Annotated in this window: 13 protein-coding genes; 7 read left to right on the plus strand and 6 right to left on the minus strand. The window is 61.7% G+C overall.

Annotation, left to right across the window (positions count from 1 at the left end; genetic code table 11):
- Positions 1 to 685: 685 nt before the first annotated feature.
- From NG895_RS19755 to NG895_RS19765, 3 genes are all read left to right on the plus strand, one after another.
- Entirely contained in the window at positions 686 to 1798 is a 1113-nt protein-coding gene (locus NG895_RS19755; RefSeq protein ID WP_252854256.1) for an acyl-CoA dehydrogenase family protein, read from the plus strand.
- 134 nt (positions 1799 to 1932) lie between these two features.
- Positions 1933 to 2589: an adenylyl-sulfate kinase gene (gene cysC / locus NG895_RS19760; protein WP_252854257.1), complete on the plus strand. Its 657-nt coding sequence runs from the start codon at positions 1933 to 1935 to the stop codon at positions 2587 to 2589.
- 154 nt (positions 2590 to 2743) lie between these two features.
- Positions 2744 to 3061, plus strand: a complete 318-nt coding sequence (locus NG895_RS19765; protein WP_252854258.1) for a BON domain-containing protein — start codon at positions 2744 to 2746, stop codon at positions 3059 to 3061.
- A 114-nt stretch (positions 3062 to 3175) separates the two neighbouring features.
- On the opposite strand, the gene NG895_RS19770 is transcribed toward NG895_RS19765, so the two are convergent.
- From NG895_RS19770 to NG895_RS19790, 5 genes are all read right to left on the minus strand, one after another.
- Positions 3176 to 5077: a DUF4340 domain-containing protein gene (locus tag NG895_RS19770; RefSeq protein WP_252854259.1), complete on the minus strand. Its 1902-nt coding sequence runs from the start codon at positions 5075 to 5077 to the stop codon at positions 3176 to 3178.
- Between the two features lie 65 nt (positions 5078 to 5142).
- Positions 5143 to 7923, minus strand: coding sequence for a Gldg family protein (locus tag NG895_RS19775; protein ID WP_252854260.1), 2781 nt, complete (start codon positions 7921 to 7923; stop codon positions 5143 to 5145).
- 93 nt (positions 7924 to 8016) lie between these two features.
- Positions 8017 to 8775 (minus strand): ABC transporter ATP-binding protein, encoded by a 759-nt coding sequence (locus tag NG895_RS19780; RefSeq protein WP_252854261.1) that lies wholly within the window; start codon positions 8773 to 8775, stop codon positions 8017 to 8019.
- Positions 8776 to 9037: 262 nt separating this feature from the next.
- A complete protein-coding gene (gene nadB / locus NG895_RS19785; protein WP_252854262.1) occupies positions 9038 to 10669 on the minus strand; it encodes an L-aspartate oxidase in 1632 nt (543 codons plus the stop codon).
- A gap of 58 nt (positions 10670 to 10727) precedes the next feature.
- Positions 10728 to 14471 carry a hypothetical protein gene (locus NG895_RS19790; protein WP_252854263.1) on the minus strand — a complete coding sequence of 1248 codons (3744 nt, stop codon included), beginning with the start codon at positions 14469 to 14471 and terminating at the stop codon, positions 10728 to 10730.
- Positions 14472 to 14661: 190 nt separating this feature from the next.
- Between NG895_RS19790 and lpxK the strand changes: the two genes are divergently transcribed.
- The 3 genes from lpxK (at position 14662) to NG895_RS19805 (ending at position 18140) form a co-directional block, all read left to right on the plus strand.
- Complete coding sequence (gene lpxK / locus NG895_RS19795) at positions 14662 to 15720, plus strand: tetraacyldisaccharide 4'-kinase (protein WP_252854264.1); 1059 nt, start codon at positions 14662 to 14664, stop codon at positions 15718 to 15720.
- An 86-nt stretch (positions 15721 to 15806) separates the two neighbouring features.
- A complete protein-coding gene (locus NG895_RS19800; RefSeq protein WP_252854265.1) occupies positions 15807 to 17102 on the plus strand; it encodes a thermonuclease family protein in 1296 nt (431 codons plus the stop codon).
- Between the two features lie 246 nt (positions 17103 to 17348).
- Positions 17349 to 18140 (plus strand): CE1 family esterase, encoded by a 792-nt coding sequence (locus NG895_RS19805; protein ID WP_252854266.1) that lies wholly within the window; start codon positions 17349 to 17351, stop codon positions 18138 to 18140.
- A 3-nt stretch (positions 18141 to 18143) separates the two neighbouring features.
- Here NG895_RS19805 and NG895_RS19810 read toward each other — a convergent pair whose 3' ends face one another.
- The gene (locus NG895_RS19810; RefSeq protein ID WP_252854267.1) at positions 18144 to 18749 is read right to left on the minus strand and encodes a preprotein translocase subunit SecA; all 606 of its coding nucleotides are present in this window, start codon (positions 18747 to 18749) and stop codon (positions 18144 to 18146) included.
- Positions 18750 to 18886: 137 nt separating this feature from the next.
- Here NG895_RS19810 and NG895_RS19815 point away from each other — a divergent pair, with 137 nt between their 5' ends.
- Positions 18887 to 20299, plus strand: a complete 1413-nt coding sequence (locus tag NG895_RS19815) for a high affinity choline transporter 1 (RefSeq protein WP_252854268.1) — start codon at positions 18887 to 18889, stop codon at positions 20297 to 20299.
- Positions 20300 to 20356 lie beyond the last annotated feature (57 nt).

The following is a 20356-nucleotide window of genomic DNA, read 5'->3' on the forward strand; positions in this document are numbered from 1 at the left end:
GGTGCCTCCTCAGCAAGGACACCTCCGGCACTTAATCAAGCGGGCGGAAAGGTGCGGCCGCCCATCCTATAACTCCCCCCCCGGTGCACATTACCTCGGCAACCTAGCGGCCGGCATCTAGGGTACCCAAGCGTGACACACCGAGGTGTCTCAACAGGTTTGGTCCGACCGGAGCGGTGCGAAACCGTAGTAACGAGTTCCTCCATGGGCTCAGTGCACCCACGGCTGTGAGTGATGGCGGCTGACAGGCTTCTGCCGCAGAGCAAACACCTCTGGTGCTCTGCACACTTCTTCTCGCTGCGGCCTCGCTCGGCCAAAGTAATTGTGTGTCCAGAAATCGTGGTAGAAACCGCTCGGCGATTTGATCTAATAGTGCGTAGAGGGCGGTGCGTGGTTGGCAGTGGATTGTGGGAACGTTGGTTGGCCTGCGACACGACCAGGGGCCTGACGGGCCCCGCTCGCGGCGAAATGAGTTTTGCCGCGCCTGCGGTGATCCGCGCGCAACAACTCGCGAGGCTCCGTCCACAGCAGTCCGCGCAAGCCCTTTGAAAACCACGATTTACGGCGAACCACGCCAGCAACCAAGCGTGAGTTTTGTCGCAGTGAATCGATTTGCCGCAGAACTGCGACACTAAACTGCGACAAAACCCATTTTCGCCATCCAGACAACTACACTGGTAAACCCATGAGCATCGACCGTATTACCTCGCCCGACTCCCCTGCCCTGGCGGCCCTGTGTGCGCAATTGGCTGCGAAGGCCGACGAGGCCGATCAATCCGGCGCGTGGCCGGCCGAACAACTGCGGATGTGTGGCGAGGCGGGCGTGTACGAGTGGTTTCTGCCAGTTGAGTATGGTGGACAGGACTGGAGCGACCTGGACCTGGTGCGGGGCTACCTGGCCCTGGCGGCGGCCGATCTGACCACCACGTTCATCATCACGCAGCGCACCGGGGCCTGCCGCCGGGTGGCGGCTGGTGAAAACGACGAGCTGAAGTCACGCGTGCTGCCGATGCTGACCACCGGCGAAAACTTCGCCACGGTGGGCATCTCGCACCTCACGACCAGCCATCGGCACCTGAAAAAACCGGTGCTCACCGCCACGCGCAGCAATCGCGGGATTGTGCTCAACGGCTTCTCGCCCTGGGTCACCGGCGGCGACCACGCGCAGTGCATCCTGACCGGCGCTGTAGTCATTGACGGCGACGAGCCCACCACCGAGCAGGTCCTGGCGTTTGTACCCACCACCGATGCGGGCGTTCGCGCCGATGCACCGGCCAAGCTGGTTGGCTTGTCGCACAGTCACACCGGGCGAGTCTTCTTCGACGACGTCACGGTGACCGACGAATGGCTGGTCGCCGGGCCGGTTGAGAACGTGATGATGGCAGGTCGGGCCTCTCGGCCAGGTGGTCACGAGACTTCCACCCTGGCACTGGGGCTGGCAAATGCAGCGCTGAATTACATGAAGCAGGAGTCGCTCCAGCGCGAAGAGCTCCGCGAGTCGCAAGAAGCGCTGGCCACCGAGCACGCGAGCGTGGTCGAAAACCTGCTGGCCATTGCCCAGGGTCAGGAGCCGTGCACCAACGAATGGCTCCGCCAGCAGGCCAACAGCCTGGTGCTCCGCACGACACAAGCCGCCCTGGCCGCAGCCAAGGGCGCCGGTTACCTGGCTGGTCACCCGGTGGGACGTTGGTGCCGCGAGGCGTTATTCTTTCTGGTGTGGAGCTGCCCGCAGCCAGTGATGAACGCCAACCTGTGCGAACTGGCCGGGCTGTGGGATGATGGCGAGATGACGCTGTAGTTGGGCGGCGGGCCCCCGGAAGTAGGCGGCAACGGCGCTTGTCATCCTCCAGTCGCTTAGGCTGCCTCAGAATGACATAATGGGTCTTTCGTTGTTCTCCGTTCGTCTCTTAGAAATTCGTTATTTACGCCCCTATGTCTGATCCTAAAGTTGTTTGGCACGATCACTCGGTTACTCGCGACGAGCGGGAGCGGCTCAATGGGCACCGGGGATGCGTCGTGTGGTTTACCGGGCTCTCGGGCTCGGGCAAGAGCACCGTGGCCAACCTGGTGGAGCAGAACCTGTTTCACGCGGGCGTGCGGACCTACCTGCTCGACGGCGACAACGTGCGGCACGGTCTGAACGCCACGCCACAGATGCTCGCCGAGCGGCACGACGCGGAGTTTGCCGAGCGGTTTGGGCTGGGTTTCGGTAGCCAGGATCGCGAAGAAAACATCCGTCGCATTGGCGCTGTGGCCAAGCTGTTCTGCGAGGCGGGACTGGTGACTTTGACCGCGTTTGTGAGCCCCTATCGCCGCGATCGCCAGGCGGTCCGCGAGATGCTAGCACCGGGCGACTTCGTCGAAGTGTTTGTCGATACCCCGTTGGAGGTGTGCGAGTCGCGCGATCCAAAAGGTTTGTATAAGAAGGCACGCGCCGGCGAGATCAAAAACTTCACCGGCATCGACGATCCCTACGAAGCTCCGAACGCTGCGGAACTAACTCTTCCGGGTGGGGAGGGGTCGGCCGAAGAGCTTGCGGACTTGGTGGTCGGCTTTCTTCGTAAGCAAGGCAAGTTGGGCGACAAGTGAAGTTCAAGCAGACGGATATTAGGCTTGCCACGGGATTTACTGCAAAAGTTGCGTTGACAAACCCCGGGCGATGGACCTAGATTGGGCTTTTCAACGATTTCTGGACGGTAAGCGTCGACCGGAGCACGCTTCCTCTATCAGGGACGGTTCTGCCATGGCAAAACGCATGTCTAATCGCGTGGTGCGAGGCGGTTGGCAGTTGTCGGACGACAACCCAGGCGGTTTTTACGAAGGAGCTACAACCATCGCCACACACGCCACAACCAGCGACCTTTGTCAGGCCATCCGTGACCGAATTCAGCAGCGTTTGAACCGCCGTGTCCGCGACCTGGAAGTAGAAGTCACGAATCAGGGCGTCGTGCTAAGCGGCGTCTGCAACAGCTTCCACGCCAAACAACTTGCCCAGCATGAAGCCCGGGATATCTTGAGCGATCGTCCGCTCGAGAATCGCATGACCGTGGCCACGACCTAAAGCGTTTCCAGCTTTGGTGTACCAACCTCTGAAAACGCTCTAGCGGATTCGACGCGTGGTGTGAATCGACACACGCGAGATGGCTCGTCTAGGACTGCGCGCCTGCAGTTGGGCTTACTCCTCTTCCGAGGTCTCCGCAGGCGGCTCATCGGCAGGCGCGGCTTCGCCGCTGCTGGACTCCGCCGCGTCGGTCGACTCGGGCTCACTTGCTGATTCCGGCTCGCTTCCTGATTCCGGCTCGCCGGTCGACTCCGGCTCAGCAGCAGGCTCTTCTGCGGACGACGGAGGTGTCGCCGAGGCTGCCTCGCCGGTGCCACCGCCCACGATATCGGGCAGTCCCGGAATCATCGAACCCGGTGCACCAAACGACGAAGCATCGGGCGTGGCGGCCTCGCCTTCAGCGGCATCGGTGGCCGATGTCACAACCTGATCGCGGCCCAAATGGATCTTCTTGAAGACGTCGTTCGGAATCACGTAGTACCAGTCGCCGAAGCGGGCGTTGAGCTCTTCGACCTGCTTCTTGCCGGCGGCAACTTTTTCGTCGTATTCGTCCTGCGCCCGTTGGTTGTTCAGCTTGATCCGCTCACGTTCGGCTTCGATCTCTTCGCGGGTGGGCTGGGCTTCCGTGTCTTCGGCATCGGCCGAGGTTTCTTCCGCTTCCTCGCCCTCGGCGGCTTCGCTTTCTTCGTCGCTTTCTTCGTCGCTTTCTTCGTCGGTGGTCTCTTCGGCAGCCTCGTTCTCGCTGTCATTCTCCGCAGGGAGCTCGGGCAGCTCTTCCGGCGTGGGCTTTTCGATGGCCGACTCGTTGAAATGAGCCATCACGAACAGGTAGCGATTGAGTCCCTCGCCGCCGCCTTCGATCTCGTCTTCCTCTTCCTGCGCGGGAGGCTTCTCGCCTTCGGCCACCTCGGTATCGAGCTGGAGGTCGCCAAACCGCAGGACGTACTCCACCCCATCGTTCAGCGTAACGACGATCTCGCCTTCGCTGGACTGGAGTTCGTACCCCGCGGCGGGATTGGACATGTCCTTGGGTAACGGCAGGAACCCGCGCCGCGCCAGGCTCTCGAGCGCCTCGCGGCGGTTCATGAAGTCTTCGCCCGTCTGCAGGTCGGAGCTCAGCCCCTCGGGCTTCTTCTCCACGTCGACGATCAACAGGTCTTCCAGGGCACTCTTAAATTCGTCTAACTTCTCGGTGTTGATCTCCTGGTCTTCGCCAATCTCGAAAGGCTCGTAGGTTCCGCTGGCGGAGTTGTACGCCTCCAGCGAATCGGGTTTCCACTTGCTGTTGGCATCGTCGTACGACAGCACCATTCTGGCGCGGCGGTCTTCGTTGATCTTGGGACGAATCGTCCGGCCATCGAGCACCAGGTTCATCTCAATCGAGTAGTCGTCGATCAGCACCTTCGAAACATCGAACCCGCTGAGCTTCAGCAGGTCTTTCTCGATCCAGTTGCCAAAGTCGGTGGAAAATTTGTCGAGGTCGAACTGTACTTGATAGACCACATCCTGCTTCTCCTTGCGGACGTAGCGTTGCCCTTCGCGGTCCTTCACCTCGTCGCCGATGATCAAATCGGCCAGCACCTTATCGTCGGCGTCGGTCAATTGGATATGCGTGCCGAAGCCTTCGTCGGCGTCGGCGTTCAGCGGGTCGACAACACCGTACTTGGCGTGGTCGCCACTGCCGACGTTGTAGACGTCCAGAATCTCGCGGCCCACCACACCTTCGACAGCCTGTGCCATCTGCTGCGTGGCGTCCGCCGGATAGCCGCTGCGAGACGGGATACTCCAGATGCCATCGAGTTCGGCCACCTCGAATTCCTTCAGGTCGCCGGTCTCCTCGTCACGCGTCGTAATCTCCAGGCGCTTGGGCGCGTCGACGGGAAATTCTTCGACGAGATCGTCGCCCGTGATCTCTTCGACGTTGTATTCCTGGGACGAAGGGCGCGTGAACACCGCCAGGACCACTGCGGCCAAAGCAGCAACGAAGAAGATGTTGGTCTTATTGAGTTCAGACATCGTGGAAGCTGAAGGGGGTCAGAGTGTGGGTTCAGGTAGCCGGGGCCCAGGGCAAATGGCAGCCCTTACGCGGCGTCTTGCTGATCTTTTTGATTGAAACGCAGACGCGTCTTCGACACGCCCTCTCGCTCGCCGCTGCGACGGTGGAAGTACACCAAAATGCCTAGCAGAATCGGCAAGATCGGCGGCAGCACTGCCGCATACAGCTTGTAACGATCCTGCACCTTGCGGACATCTTTCTCCAACGTCCGTTGTGTTCGCAGCACCTCGCGCTGCAGGTCGTTCTGCAATCGCTCCATCGTGCGGTTCAGTTTCCGCTGACCTCGATCGCGGGCCTGTTCGATCTTGAAGTCCTTCTCGCGATTATCCAGCTTGGGATCATTTTCAATCGCCTGGATGGTCGCAGCGAACTTGTTGCGGGCCTCTTGTTCGGCTTCCGCCAACTCGTCGCGGGCGGTGTCAATCTTCTCCCGCGATTCTTCGCGAGACTTCTTCGTGGCTTCGTCGATTTTCGTTAGCACGCGGTGCGGGCGGCTGCGTTTACGAATGTCGAGATAGCGGTCGTCGCCGGCCAGGTAATCCAGAATGTTGAGCACAAAGGCCACGTTCTGGAAATCGAGACTGGCGAACTGCGAGAAGCTCTGGTCGCCCCGGGCCCGGATGGCAAAGATCTCGTCGCACAGACTGTCGATATCGGCCACGACCACGGCTTTGATGGGGTTCTTCTCGATGCCCTTGGTCGACTCTTCGTCCGATTCATCGGCCTCGTTGTCCAGCTTGAGCGCATCGGCCAGATCGTCGGTGTTCTCCATCTCGCCCTCGATCAGGGCGGACAGCACGTACGACTCGTTGGAAGGATTGCTGACTCGCCCCAGGGCCGAAAGATCGCGCATCGACCGCAATACCCGCGTCGGCACCGTGGCGGTCAGCGTGCCGGTAACCGTCAGCGGTTTGTATTCCAGCTTCGAGTCATTATCGTGACGCAGCGCGCCGGGCGCCAGGAACAACACCTGTTTGAAACCCGACGAGATGGCCACTTCCTCATTGAAAGGTTGCGGTGCGCCATAGGCCTTTAGGCCTTCGTCCACGAAGACCAGGTACGGCGGGAAGTCGTATTCGGCGTAGGGATTGTAATCCTGTAGGATGGCCTGGTCGGAGTAGGTCAACTCCACCCCCAGCAGGTCCCACAGTTGATTGATGTCGCCCTTGGGCTGAGGTTGGCCGCCGCCGAACATGGCCATCGCTCCGCCACCGGCAATGCGATCGTCGGCCGTGCCCGGAACGCTAAAGGTCATGGGCATCGGGTCCTCGAAAATGGCAATCGGTATGCCTCGCTTCACTGCCGCCACCAGGTTGTTCATGGCCTCGGGCGCCATGGCCGATGGTTGCACGGCCAGCAGCACGTCGTAGTCGTCGGAGATCGGTTGATTGGGATCGACCTGCACCACTTCGTATTGCTTGCGCAGCTCGCCAATCAATTGCGTCTCGGGATTCTGCGTCATGGCTTGCATGTTGAAGCCGCCGAACAGTTCGACGTCCGTCGTCACCACGCCTACCCGCTTGCGCTCGTCCTCGGCCACCGTGGTGATGGAACGGACCAGTTCGTACTCGATGGGAATACCCTTGTCGATAAACGGCACCACGACTTTGTCGAGCTTGTGCCGCACGGCGACGCCCATGAAAATCTCCTCGCCCGACATCACCCCACGCGAGATGGTGGTAACCGTCTGGGGAGTAATGCCAAACGCGGTATCCGCGGTGGTCGCCTGCTCGCTGAAGTTCTCGATCTCATGAATGTTGGCCTGGATCTTGCCACCACTCATCGACTCGAGTTCCTGCAGCGTGCCAATCAGGTTCAATTTATGAGCAGCGTACTCGCTGGGAACCGTGGGGCTAACGTAGGCATCGACCAGAATGGTGTCGACGTCGTCGTTCTTGCTCAAATCACGCAGCAGCTCCACGGTCGATGGCGACAGCGAGTTGATCTTCTCGGTCGTCACGTCAGCTCGCAGCGAGTTGTAATTCGACAGGAAGTAGTTCAGGGCTCCGAACAGGATAAACAGGGCAATTGTGCGCCCCAGGTAGTGTCCCCAGCGGCTGTCGCCGTCGTCGCCGGTGCCCCAGTGCCGTTTGCCGATCAGCACCATGCAGATGTAGAGCATCACGACCGCAATGCTCACGAAGTAAGTAATGCCGGGCAGGCTGATCACGCCCCGCTCGAAATCGGCCAACTGGGCGTCGGCACCCCAGCGGGTGATAAATTGGGCGAGTTCGGGATCGTTCACCAGCCAGTCGCCAAACGACAGGATGGCTAGCGGGGCGTTGAACACCATGCCCAGCACGAAGCCCACCGTCAGATTTTTGGTCAGGAACGAGGCCACCATGCCCACGGCCAGCATCGCGATGCCCAGGAACCAGTAGCCCAGGTACGTGCAGAGGAACAAGCCTCCGTCGGGCGTGCCCAGCCCCCAACTGAATACCAGCCAGATCGAGAACATGGAGAACAGCAGCGACACGGTAAAAATCGCCACTCCGGCCGCGTACTTACCGATCACCACGTCCATATCGGTGGCCGGGATGGTCAGCAGCAGTTCGTCGGTTCCCTGCCGCCGTTCTTCGCTCCACATGCTCATCGTGATGGCCGGGATGAAGACCAGCAGGATGTAAGGAATCCAGTTACTGAGCTGGTCGAGGTTGGCCAGGTTGTTATTGAAGAACGCCGGCGGCCAGAACGCCGCAAACGAACTGAGCATCACGAACACACAGATAAACACGTACCCGGTAGGGTTCGAGAAGTAACTGATAAAGTCGCGTTTGAAGATCGCCTTGACGACTGTGAAATTCATGTTTGAAAGGCGTTTGGAGTTTGGGAATTTGGCTTCAGGTCCCGGCGGGAACACCACCGAGCCGCTTATGAAGGAGGACGTTCAACCGGCCGCTTATACCTGCGGCCCCACCATGCCGGTGAGTTCGTGGAACTTCTGATCGAGTTCGGCGGGAGTCGAACCCAGCTCGCTGGGATGCCCGTCGAACACAACCCGGCCTTCGTTGATGAAGATTACGCGGTTACACATCGCTTCGACTTCCTGCAGGATGTGCGTGGAGAGCAGAATCGTCTTGGTTTCGCCCAAGGTGCGAATCACTTGGCGGACGTCGCGAATCTGGTTCGGATCGAGACCCGAAGTTGGCTCGTCCAGAATCAGTACCTCGGGCTCGTGAAGCAGCACTTGGGCCATGCCCACGCGTTGGCGGTACCCCTTGGAGAGCTTGCCAATTGGCTTGCCAAGCACCTCGTGCAGGTTACACAGGTCGATCACCTCGTGCATCCGCCGATTGATCTCGGTGGAGCCCATGCCGCGGGCCTCGCCGAAGAATCGCAGCAGCCCCCGGGGGGTCATGTCGGGATACAGCGGTCCATTTTCGGGCAAGTATCCCAGCACCTTGGAGGCTTGGAGCCGCTCGGTCTGGGTGTCGAAGCCGCCGATAAACGACTTTCCGGTCGAAGGAGCCAGGTACCCGGTCAGGAGCTTCATCGTGGTGCTCTTGCCGGCGCCGTTGGGCCCCAGGAAGGCCGCCACCTCGCCTCGCTGGATCTTAAAGTTGACGTCTTGCGTAGCGGCAAAATGGCCGTAGTACTTCGAGAGCCGAACGGCCTCGATCATGGTGTCGTTGGTTGATCCCGTAGTCGGATCGCTCATCGTTGATCACTCCACTCGTTTACGCAAAGCGTTGGGAGGTAAAAAGTTGGGGAGAATCCGCAGGTGGGCAGCGGGGCGGGGCCTCGGGGTACATTCCCCCACCAATCGCCTGCTTCCCGCTGAGCTAGAAATAGCCAGGGTAACCACCAACCCGTCGTAATGTCCATACCACACGGTACTTGTGGCTACGCGGATGGCGATTCAACGGTTCGCCGGGCACATGAAAACCGAATGTTGCCCCGGGGGAGGCCCTCGCATCGTCTCACGCGGGGGCGTAGGCCACGTCGGCCCCTTCGCTGAGCAGGATATGCCGGTGCCACGATTCGTCGTTCGTTTCCGGATAATCGTGCCGCAGGTGGACGCCGCGGGACTCGGTTCGGATGCGGGCCGATTCCACCATCAGCCGGGACACCGTGAGCATGTTTTGCAGCTCCCACCCCGCCGGATGGGTGAACTGCCGGGTCAGCGCGTACCGAATCCAGCGGTCGATCATCAACGCCGCATCGGCCAACACGTCCTCATTCCGCCACACCCCCGCATCACGCCACATCAAGCTTTTGAGCGAGTTGCCCACGTCGGTCAGGTCGATCGGTTCGGTGCTCTGCGAAACTTCGGCATTCTCCAGCGGAATCGCCCGAAAGGAGTCGGGCTCTTCCAGCGCCGCGGCGTTGGCGGCTCGGCCGGCGTGCGCACCGTATACCAGCCCCTCGAGCAAGCTGTTCGAGGCCAGGCGATTGGCCCCGTGCAGTCCGCTGGCGGTGGCTTCGCCGGCCGCCAGCAGCCTCGGCACCGAGGTCCGACCGTCGTGATCGACCCGCACGCCGCCCAGCATGTAGTGCGCACCCGGGCGCACCGGAATAGGATCGCGGGCGATATCGATGCCGAACTCGTGACAGGTTCGGGCAATGCCAGGGAAACGCTGCCGCACCCAGTCGCTATCCAGGTGGCTGAGTTGTAAGTACACGCAGGGATGATCGGTCTTTCGCATCTGCTCGACGATCGAACGGCTCACCACGTCGCGGGGCGCCAGTTCGGTACGCTCGTCGTAGTCGGGCATGAAGCGATAGCCATTGGCGTCCACCAGTTGGGCGCCCTCGCCCCGCATGGCTTCGGTAATCAGGCTGCGGCTCGAGCCGGCAATATATAGCACCGTGGGATGGAACTGCATGAACTCCATGTCCGACAGCACTGCCCCTGCGCGGTAGCACATGGCGTGGCCATCGCCCGTCGCCACGGGCGGATTGGTGGTCTCGCGATAGACCTGTCCGGCGCCCCCGGTGCAGAGGATGGTTTGCTTGGCCCACACGAAGGTCTTGCCATGGTGGGCATTCCAGACCAGGGCGCCGCGGCATTCGCCTTCGGTGGTCAGCAGATCGATCGTAAAGGTGTTGGGCCAGACCTGGGCCTTGATCTCGTCGTGCACCCGGCGAATCATCGCCCGCATGATTTCGGCGCCGGTGGCATCGCCCAGGGCGTGCACGATGCGGTGGTGGCTGTGTCCTCCCTCGCGACCGAGCATCAGTTCGCCCCCCTCTTCGGTGTCGAACTTGGTGCCCCATTCGATGAGCTGTCGAATGTGGTGAGGTGCTTCGCGCACCACCATCTCCACCACCTCCTGGTCGCACAGGTTGGCCCCGGCGGTCAGCGTGTCGGCCACGTGGTTCTCGAACTTGTCGGCCGTATCCAGCACCCCGGCAATTCCACCTTGAGCGTAGCTGCTGTTCGACTCCTGCATTTGGTCTTTGGTCACCACCAATAGCGACAACCGCGGATCGATCTCCATCGCCGCCCGCAAACCCGCGATGCCCCCGCCGATGATCATCACATCGACAAAGTGGTGCGGGATCCGCTTGGGATGAAACGGAACAAGATAACGTGGCGGCGAGAAGTTCATGCGACGATTATAGTCGCCGGGGGCCGCAAATGCAGGCAGCCCTGGCAGGCGGGCCGGTCTACTTCTGTCCCTGGCCCTTCGAAACACCCTCGGTGTAGGCCTTCAAGCGGTCGCGGTACTTCAGTGGCACTTTGCCGCTGTAGCCTTCGCGAAGGTTGCGGAAGTCGTCCTGAGTGCGCTCTCGGGTGCCCCCTTTGGTGCCCATCGTGGGTCCCAAGCTGCGGAGTCGGGCGTCGAGTTCCTGCTTGGCCCCGGTGGAATTGGGCCGCTCGGCCTCCGCTCGCAAGCGATTCCAACGATCGACGAATTGCCGCAGGTCGTCTTTGCTCCAGCCCAAGTCGTCCAGCATCTCCTGATCGACCTTGCCCTCGTCGAGCTGATCGGAGAGCTTGTCGAGAATCAGGTCGGTTTGCTTGCGGGTGTACTCCAAGTTGGCCTTGTCGCCCTCGGCCACGGTGCCGTCGAACTTGCCGTTCATGGGGCCTTCAGATCCGTCGTTGCCACCGGCTTGCCCGTTGTTGGACGACTGATTGCCCCCCTGCTGACTGCCATCCTGCGGCCTCTGGTTGGGGTTTTGCTGCTGGTCTTGGGGCTGATTGGCGTCTTGCCCTTCACGCTGTTGCTGGTCGGATGGGCGACCTTGCTGATTGGCGGCTTGCTGCTCGGTTCCCTGCTGGCCGTTCTGGCCCGACTCTTCGGCTTGTTGGGCCTGGGCATCGCCCTGCCCTGGGCGCGATTGCGAACCGTTGCCCTTTTCTTGGCCAGGCTTGCCAGTCTGTCCTTCGGCCTGCTGCGAATCGCCCCCCCGTTGGCCGGCTTCGCCCGGGCCCTGATCGCCCGATTCGCCAGCCCCTTCGTCGGCGGCCTGGTTCTGTCCGGCGCTGCCAGTGCCTTCGCGCGGCGCCTTCTGCCCACCACCTTCTTCACCGCCGCCGGCGCGGTCGCCCCCCTGCTCGCCTTGCGAGTCGCTTTCGTGCTTGCTGTGACCGGGCGTGGGGGGTTCTGTTTCGTCGCTTTCCGACTCTTGATCGCTGCGGGCCGTTTTGTCGCGCTGCTTCATTTCCTCTTGCGCATCGGGGGCACCTTGCGATTCGGTTTCGCTGCCCGCCCCCGGATCGCCCGAGGCGTTGCGTTCCTCGCCCCCGGCCGACTCGCTGGCGGCCTCGGGCTTGGTGCTATTTTCGTCGCCCCCTTCACTTTGCGGAGCGTCGTTCTTGGTGTCGGCGCCCGAACCTTCCGCTTCGCGCTGTTCGGCCGTACCTTGCTGACCATCCGGCTTGCCCGCACGCTGCTGCGAACCCTGCTGCGGATCGCCCGAGTCCAGGCGGTCGCCGGCCTGGCTTTGACCTTCAGCGGGGTTGTCCTGCTTGTCGCCTTCGCCAGAAGCTTGCTCTTGGCCGCTTCGTTGGGCATCGTTCTGAGCGTCGGCCTGTCCCTCCCCCTTGTCGTTCTGAGCACTATTCGGATCGCCGCCGCCAGGCTTCTGCTGCCGGGTGGCGTTCTGTTGTTCGTCCTTGTTCAGCTGACGCTGAATCTTCTCGAACGCCGAAGCATCGTCGCTGCCGTCGCTGGCCACGGGCTTGGAGTTTTCGCCGCCGTCACCTTCGCCACCTTCGCTCTGTTGGCCACTTTCGGCGCCAGACGGTTGATCGTTGGAGTCGGATTGCTTGCCACCGGAGCCCTGCCGCTGCCCCTCGGCGCCATTGGCTCCCTCGGAGTCTTGCTGGCCTGCGGAGTTGCCCGCAGCTTGATTGCCGTCGTTGGAATCCGACTGACCACCCTGTTGCTGCTCGGAACCGCCGTCCTGCTGTCCCTCACCGGCTTGCTGTTGCCCTTCGCCGCCTTGCTGACCTTCGCCTTTTTGCTGGCCGCTGTTTTGCTGATCGCCCTGGCCCTGCTGACCGCCGCCGTTCTGTTGGCCTTGGCCTTGGTTGCCTTCGCCATCTTGGCCTTCGCCTTTTTGGTCACCCTGACCTTCGTTCCCCTGACCTTCCTTGCCTTGGCCCTCGCTGCCTTGCCCTTCGTTGCCCTGGCCTTCGCCCCCCTGGCCCTCTTTTCCTTCGCCTTCGGCGCCCTCGCCCTCGCCCTGGTTTCCATCCTGTCCGTGTTGTCCCTCGCCCTGGCCCTCGGCGCCTTGCCCGGGGTTCCCTTCTCCGCCTCCCTCACCCTGCTGTTGGTTGGGGTCGCCGACGATGCGGAACTGCTTGTGGTCGGTGGCCGCGCGATTCGCCTGTGGGGAGCGGACGTCGGTCGCCTCGGCCCAGTACTCGACGATCTCGCCCGGCTTCAGGCCGAGGTCCACCGGCGTAAAGTCCCACTGCTTGTCGTACCGGCCTTCGTGCCGGCCGTCCTTCAGCAGCATCTGCTCGTGCACTTCAGTACCATCTTCCTTGGCGAACTTCAGCATCACTGTGCGGAGCGCGAAGTCCGGATCGCGACCTTCCACGGCAATCGACACCGTCTCGTTCACCTGCACGTCGCGGGTGCGCTGCTCAGGCTGCAGCACTTCGACTTCCGGCGGATAGTCGGGCAGGATCTCCAGCGTGTGTTGCGGCGGATTGTGGTTTTCCAGCCCTTCGGTACTGGTGTAACGCAGCATGTAGCTGGAGGTTTTGACATGCCGGCGATCGCCTTCCAGACGCAGCGGCAATTCCACCTGCGCGGCCTGGCCTTCGGACAGCATCCGCTTGTCACGCTTGCCGTCGGAAGCCAGGTCGACGAACGCCTGATCAATGTCGGTGTTGGCTTCGGCCCGTAAGGAGACCTTGGTTCCCTCGATGGCGCGGATGTCACCGCGGCCCTCGATGGTGCGATCTTGATAGCCGGTGTATTCGGGGAAATCGTAGTGCACGCTCCGCACGCGGATGTGCGGCGCCGTGAGCACACGAATCGTGAAGTCGATGCTGCGGCCATCGCCCGCCATGATGCGGTACGTCAAATCCTGGTCCAAGCCCGACATCCCGGTACCATCGGCCGGAAGCGTTACCGCAAACTTGCCCGCGTCGTTGGCTGGCTGCATGGTGGCTCGCTGATCCACGCGGTGGCCGTCGACCGAATCGTAAGAGACCTCGACCACTTCGTCGTCGCCCAAGCCAAACACGTTGGCCGTGATGGTCACGGTCTCGCCCTGCACAATTTCGGCGTCGCCCGGCTCGATGCTTTCGATCCGCACCCGGCTGGGCGCGGCAATGTTGGCCCACGGCATCAGCACCCGGGCGGCGGTGTCGAGCGAGCTCTTGGGCGACAGCGAGGCGTACGCCGCCGCCAGCACGATTACCGCCAACAGCACCACGCCCGACTTCACCAGGGTCGAACGATCGATGGAATCTTCGATGGACGTCACCGACAACCGTCGGGCGGCTTGCTCTTCCAGCGCCTCGTACACGGCGGCGGGCATTTCCTGTTTGTGCGAGCGGAACAACAGGAAGTTCAGCAGCGCGTTCTTCAGCGTCGGATGTTCGCGTTCGATGGCCGCCGCGGCGTAGGCCGGATTGATCGAGCTGGCCAGCAACGGCCAGACGTAACGGACCACGTAATATCCCAGCCCACCAACCAACAGGGCGAACATCGCCATGCGGCCCAGCGTGCTGAGCCCGCCGGCAAATACCCAGTGCTCCAGCACGGCCGCCACGAGCAGAAAGGCCAGCAGTCCAATCACGAGCACCAACAGCGACTGCGCCAGGTCGACCAGCTTCACCGCCCGGCGGGTCCGCTCGACTTGCCGGTCGATGTACTTGTCGTACTCGACGTACTCGACGGCAGGGTCCTTCCGCGGCGGTGCAGGCGATTGAACAGTGCTCATAGGGTATTTCTACAGCCATCAACGCAAGTCGATGGCCTCGGTTGGCGGGAAGGTCAAAAGTTAGACGCAGCGCGGGCCCTAACGTTCCGCGTGGCTCTGGCTGTATTATACGATTCTTCGCCTCGGCGGCTCCTGATTCCCGAGGTTTCCTGTATTCCTTGCATTTTTCGTACTTTATCCACCCCGCCACGTGTTCCAACCCTCCGACTTTTACGACCTGGTCAGCGGCCGAAGGCGGGGAATCGCGGCCACGGGCATGCGGATGGGGCTGCGGGCTGCCGAATCTCTCTATACCGTTGGTGTCCAGTTCCGCAACCGCCGCTACGACAACCACCGGGCCGAAACCACCAAGGTGGCCGCGCCAGTCGTGAGCGTCGGCAACCTTACGCTCGGCGGCACGGGCAAAACGCCCATGGTCAAGTGGATCGCGCGACACTTGAGGGCCCGCGACCTCCGCGTGGCAATTCTCAGCCGCGGTTACGGAGCCGCCGAAGGCGCCAAGAACGACGAAGCCCTCGAACTCGAGCAATCGTTGCCCGACGTGCCACACCTGCAATCGCCCGACCGCGTGTCGATCGCCCAAGCGGCCATCGAGGAGCTGGAGAGCCAGGTACTCGTACTGGACGATGGATTTCAGCACCGCCGACTGGTCCGCGATCTCGACATCGTACTGTTGGACGCGACGCAGCCGTTTGGGTTCGACCACGTCTTCCCCCGCGGCACGCTCCGCGAACCCGCGCGCAACCTCCGCCGCGCTGGCGTGGTGTGCCTGAGCCGCGCGAACCTGGCCACAACTGAAGAGCGGGAAGCCATCCGCCAACGCGCCCAGAAGCTGGCGCCGGACGCCGTATGGTGCGAAGTGGCGCACACTCCGGCCACGCTGCTGAACTCCTCGGGCATCCAGCAACCACTCGAGTCGCTCCGCGGCGCCAAAGTGTTTGCCTTCTGTGGCATTGGCAACCCGCAGGCGTTTCGCCGCACCCTCGAAGCGGCCGGCGCCGATCTGGTCGGCTGGCGCGAACTGGCCGACCACCACGACTACACGGCCGACGACGTTCAAGCACTCGCCACGGCGGCCCAGGACTCCGGCGCCGAAATGGCCGTCTGCACGCAAAAAGACATGGTGAAGCTCCGCGTGCCGGTACTCAAGAAGGTGCCGCTGTGGTCGGTGGTGGTGGAAATTGAATTCCTGACCGGCGAAGACGCCATGGTCGCGGCGCTCGCGAAGCTGCCGATTGCAAGCGATTAACGTTGAATTTGCGTGGCATCGCGCTGCAATATCTTCTAGAATCCTCTTAGCAGGCTTGGTTCTCAACGACTCCGAGGGGGAGCATCGTGTGTAACTCAAGAATAGGTTTTCTCGCCATCGCGGCACTTCTGGCCTCCGCTTCCACCAGCGCAGCACCTCTCAGGCCGCTGGCTGACAAGGACTTGACCAAAACGGAAGTAGCCACAGTCGTCACCGTGTTCTCGGGTGACAAACTATTGGCCCATCGCGACGACGGCTGGGTGCTTCACTTAAAGTTACTCGGCATTGCCGCTGGCAAGCCATCCCGCCAAGCTTTAAGCGAGTTAGTGCTCAACAAGCGGATAAGCATCCGCCACGCCGGCACTCGAGACGGTCAATCAGGTTACTTGCTGGCGTTGGTGCTGAAAGACGAGCTCTCCGTAAACCATCAGATGGTAAGTCAAGGGTACGCCTTGTATCGCGAGTCGGAGTTTACAAGCGAGGCGCTTTCCGCCGCGCAGGAGGCGGCGAAGAAATCAAAAATCGGTCTCTGGGGCGATGGTAAGCTTTTCGCGGCACCAGAGGAATACACGATGGAAAAGATCGCGGAGCGGACTCTGCGAGAACGGGAACGCAAACGCGCCGAGCAGCTTGCAACCCGGCAGGAGTCTATCGACCGCGACCTTGCCGCCTACTATCAGCTACAAGCGCAAGCCGAACCTATCCTGCAGCGTGCTACCAATTACTTTGGTGGCAAGGAGAACCTGGCCCGGCTCCGGCAAGGGCACGCCGTACTGCAGTTCAGTAACACGAAGGGACCCTACTCCCGCATCGAAGCCTATTGGTCTCTACCCGACCGAGTTCGTTACGAGAGATCCAGCCCACGTTACCCCGGCACCACTACCTCCATTTTCCGAGAACAGGAGGGTTGGCGAGTCAGCCCGGAGAAGCCGGGCAAGAGAACTCGGCGGCAAGTCCACAGCTTGGGCGCGTCGGAGGTCGCTGAATTCTGGCAGCAGCTTAACTTCGGACTTCACGCACTTGACCCCATAACCAGGGATGAGATTAACAGCACCCGCACCGCAGCATACGTCGCCCCCAGGCTAACAAAAGTTACACAAGAAGACGGTCACGACGTACTTGTATGCACTGGTGAAAGCCCCTACCACTCTCACGTTTACAAGCTCTTCTTTGAACCCGATAGCGGCAAGTTGGCTACGGTGATTGGACCTCGAGTTTTCGAAAAACCTCACTTTGAGCTATCCGCTGAAAATGAGGTCCGCGGAGTGAAGTATCCAAGCAAAGCGGTGGTCGGTCTTATGACGGTCGACGTTATCGAATTCGAATTGCTCGATGAAATCAACGATGAACTATTCACTGATCCCGAGCAAGCAGGCAAGTAACTCGCGGCACTTTCGATTCGCAAGCCGACCTCTCACACGCGAAGAGGTGGTTCGCCTCTTCAACAGCCGGACCGCCACGCGGTCCGCGAAGCTGCGTATCGTTCCCGGAGGCAAGTGTGCCTCCGGCTGCAGCGTGAGTTGAGTACCAAGATGCGCGTAATTCCGCTCCGGTCGCTACCAATTCCGGCTCGCATTTCGTTGTGATCCCCTCTACAATCACGTCAGCTCATCTACCGGAAAACACCGATGCCGCGACTTCGCCCCCAGCGCTTGCTGCTGCTCACCACGATTGCCGTGGCGATTTTCGCCACCGGTTTGGGCGTCTGGTGGCTGGTCCATCACGACTGGCATCGGCGGACCGTACTGGTCGATGGCACGCGGCGGGAGTACCTGTGGTACGCGCCGCAGACGAAGTCCACTGAACCCCGCCCGCTGGTGCTCGCCTATCATGGCTTCAGTGGTACGGCCGAGCGGATGGAGCGGAGGTCACTGCTGCACGAGCTGGTCGACTCCGGCGATTTCTACCTGGCGTACATCGAAGGCGATCCCACCTGGCATTGCTTCACGCCCATCGAACTGGACGAGAGCCCCGATGTGGCGATGGTCGATGCGCTACTGGCGGACGTGCTGGCCAAGTATCCCATCGATCCCAAGAAAGTGTATGCCGTGGGCGTGTCGAAGGGGGGCGACTTCGTCGTGCACCTCGGCTTGCGGCGGAGCCAGCAGATCGCCGCCATCGTGGCCCAGGGGGCGTGCATCCTCGAAGAGCAGCAGGCCGAACGGCCGCTGGCCATGATGTTCATCGTCGGCACCAAGGATGGCGAAGTGACACCCGAGACCATCGTGGCCGTACCGCAAACGTACCGCGACCGCGGGCACCTGGTAGAAGTCATCCGCCCAAAGGATGGCCCCCACTGTTGGGACCGCTCGTACAACCAACAGATTCTGGAGTTCCTGTTCGGGCACACGACGGCGGATGCGGAAGCAGCCCCCGAGGGCACCGAACAGGCAGCGCCCGACGACGAGCCAGCAACCTAAGCGTTACTCCCGCATGTTTCGCTCCAGCCACTCGTCAGCGGAATCCGCAGGGTGATTGCTAACCGCTTGCTTGGCGATCTTTTCCTGGGCCCCGCGAAGCCGACGTGCGACCATGTGGCTTTCGATGCATTCGTCCTCTTTCATTCCCAGGTTGGCCAACATGTTGTGCACCCACTCTCCCGAGAAACTACTAAACACCGGGTCTTGGAGTGACAGATAATGCTCCACCCGCACACGGCATGGCAACTGACGGGCGAACTCGACCAGGCGGTCGTCTTCCGAGGGCAGCGGGTGCCGTTCGGCGACCAATAGATCGATGGTCGACGTCTCGTCCAGGCCCAAGCCATACGCCAAATCGGGCGTCAGGCGATTGGCCAGCACCGCTTGGACGGGCACGGCCCAAGTCCCCGCGGCCACGGCTTCCAGCGTTTGGCGCACATCTTCGAAGTGAGCTACCAGCAGTATGCAGGCAGGGGCTGCCTTGGCGCGTTCGGCCACCTCGGTGGCAATGCCCTGAAACTTAGCCTGCTCGGTCAACCAGATTTTGTCCGGCACTTCCTCGCAGCGCGACTGGTCAGTCGAACCAAACAGGAAGTCGAAGATACCCACGGGCGACCTCCAAGAGCGAATTCAAGAAAAGGGGATTGCTGATCGATTGTACGGCAAGCTTTTTTCCGTTGCACCCACTCCCCCCGGAAGTTCGAATCGGATACAACTCCAGCGGCATTTCTGGAGACGCGTGCGCGATGAACCTGCTGACCATGGTGGTATTGTACCTGCTGGGGTCGATTGCGATCGGGCTGTACGCTGCGCGGCGGGTGAAAACGGCCAAGGACTTTGCCGTGGCGGGGCGGTCGTTGCCGCTGGCCGTGGTGGTGGCCACCACCTTCGCCACGTGGGTGGCCTCCGAAACGGTGCTCGGCCTGCCAGCGAAGTTCGCCACCGGCGGACTCCGCGACACCATCGAAGATCCCTGGGGCGCCGGCATGTGCCTGGTGCTGGTGGGGCTGTTCTTCGCCCGCAAGCTGTACCGCATGGACCTCATGACCATCGGCGACTACTACCGCGATCGCTACGGGCGGGTGGTCGAGGTGTTTTGCTCGGCGGTGAGCATCGTCTCCTACCTGGGCTGGGTCGCCGCGCAGATTACGGCGCTCGGCATCGTGTTCTATCAACTTTCCGACGGATGGATCAGCCCGCAGACTGGTGCCATCATCGGCACAGCCGTGGTGCTGCTCTACACCATGCTGGGCGGCATGTGGTCGGTGGCGCTGACCGATGCCGTGCAGATGACGATCATCGTGATCGGCCTGTCGGTCATTGCCGTGCTGGCCGCCAACATGGCGGGCGGACCCGGGGCCGTGCTCGATCACGCGGTCGAGCACGACCTGCATGTGTTCTTCCCGCCGCTCGAGTGGCGGGCCGTGCTGGCCTTCGTCGGAGCGGGCATCACCATCATGCTGGGCTCCATCCCACAGCAGGATGTGTTCCAGCGGGTGATGTCGGCCAAAGACGAACGCACCGCCGCGATTGGCCCGGTGATTGGAGGCGTGCTGTACATGGTGTTCGCGCTGGTGCCGATGTTCATCGCACTGGCCAGTTTGATCATCATCCCCGACGAGTCACACCAACTGCTCAGCGGCGAGCATGGCGACCTGCTGGTGCCGACGCTGGTCCGCTCGCACATGCCGGCGGTGACGCAAGTCCTGTTCTTCGGCGCGCTGTTGTCGGCCATCATGTCCACGGCGTCGGCCACCATCCTGGCACCGTCGACCATCTTCGTCGAAAACATCCTCCGGCACCTGATGCCCTCGATGAACGACCACCAGGAACTGCGGCTGATGCGCGGCGCCTCGGTGGTGTTCGCCGCCGGCACCCTGGCCTATGCCTTGCGGATGGCGGGCACCTCGATCTACGACCTGGTCTCCAGCAGCTACGAGGTGCCGGTCGTGGGTGCCGTGGTACCACTCGCCGCGGGGCTCTACTGGCCCCGAGCTACCAATCGCGGGGCCATCCTCTCCATCGTCCTGGGCGTGGGCACTTGGTTGTTGTTCATGCTCACCCCACTGGGTGAGACGTTCCCACAGCAACTCGCTGGACTACTGATGGCGGTGGTGGGAATGGTGATCGGAAGCCTGCCCGACAATCGTAGGCCGTAACAAGATCCCTTGGTCGTCTGCCAACCATCCTCCCCAAGCTGCCGTAAACGGATACAA

The sequence above is a fragment of the Aeoliella straminimaris genome, from assembly GCF_024054565.1.
GTDB classification, from domain to species: domain Bacteria; phylum Planctomycetota; class Planctomycetia; order Pirellulales; family Lacipirellulaceae; genus Aeoliella; species Aeoliella straminimaris.

Excerpts from the sequence above, each read along its gene's own strand:
- NG895_RS19815 (WP_252854268.1), top strand. The coding sequence starts at position 18,887 with ATGAACCTGCTGACCATGGTGGTATTGTACCTGCTGGGGTCGATTGCG.
- NG895_RS19790 (WP_252854263.1), bottom strand. The coding sequence starts at position 14,471 with ATGAGCACTGTTCAATCGCCTGCACCGCCGCGGAAGGACCCTGCCGTC.
- cysC (WP_252854257.1), top strand. The coding sequence starts at position 1,933 with ATGTCTGATCCTAAAGTTGTTTGGCACGATCACTCGGTTACTCGCGAC.
- NG895_RS19765 (WP_252854258.1), top strand. The coding sequence starts at position 2,744 with ATGGCAAAACGCATGTCTAATCGCGTGGTGCGAGGCGGTTGGCAGTTG.
- NG895_RS19775 (WP_252854260.1), bottom strand. The coding sequence starts at position 7,923 with ATGAATTTCACAGTCGTCAAGGCGATCTTCAAACGCGACTTTATCAGT.
- NG895_RS19780 (WP_252854261.1), bottom strand. The coding sequence starts at position 8,775 with ATGAGCGATCCGACTACGGGATCAACCAACGACACCATGATCGAGGCC.
- NG895_RS19805 (WP_252854266.1), top strand. The coding sequence starts at position 17,349 with ATGCCGCGACTTCGCCCCCAGCGCTTGCTGCTGCTCACCACGATTGCC.
- NG895_RS19755 (WP_252854256.1), top strand. The coding sequence starts at position 686 with ATGAGCATCGACCGTATTACCTCGCCCGACTCCCCTGCCCTGGCGGCC.
- nadB (WP_252854262.1), bottom strand. The coding sequence starts at position 10,669 with ATGAACTTCTCGCCGCCACGTTATCTTGTTCCGTTTCATCCCAAGCGG.
- NG895_RS19770 (WP_252854259.1), bottom strand. The coding sequence starts at position 5,077 with ATGTCTGAACTCAATAAGACCAACATCTTCTTCGTTGCTGCTTTGGCC.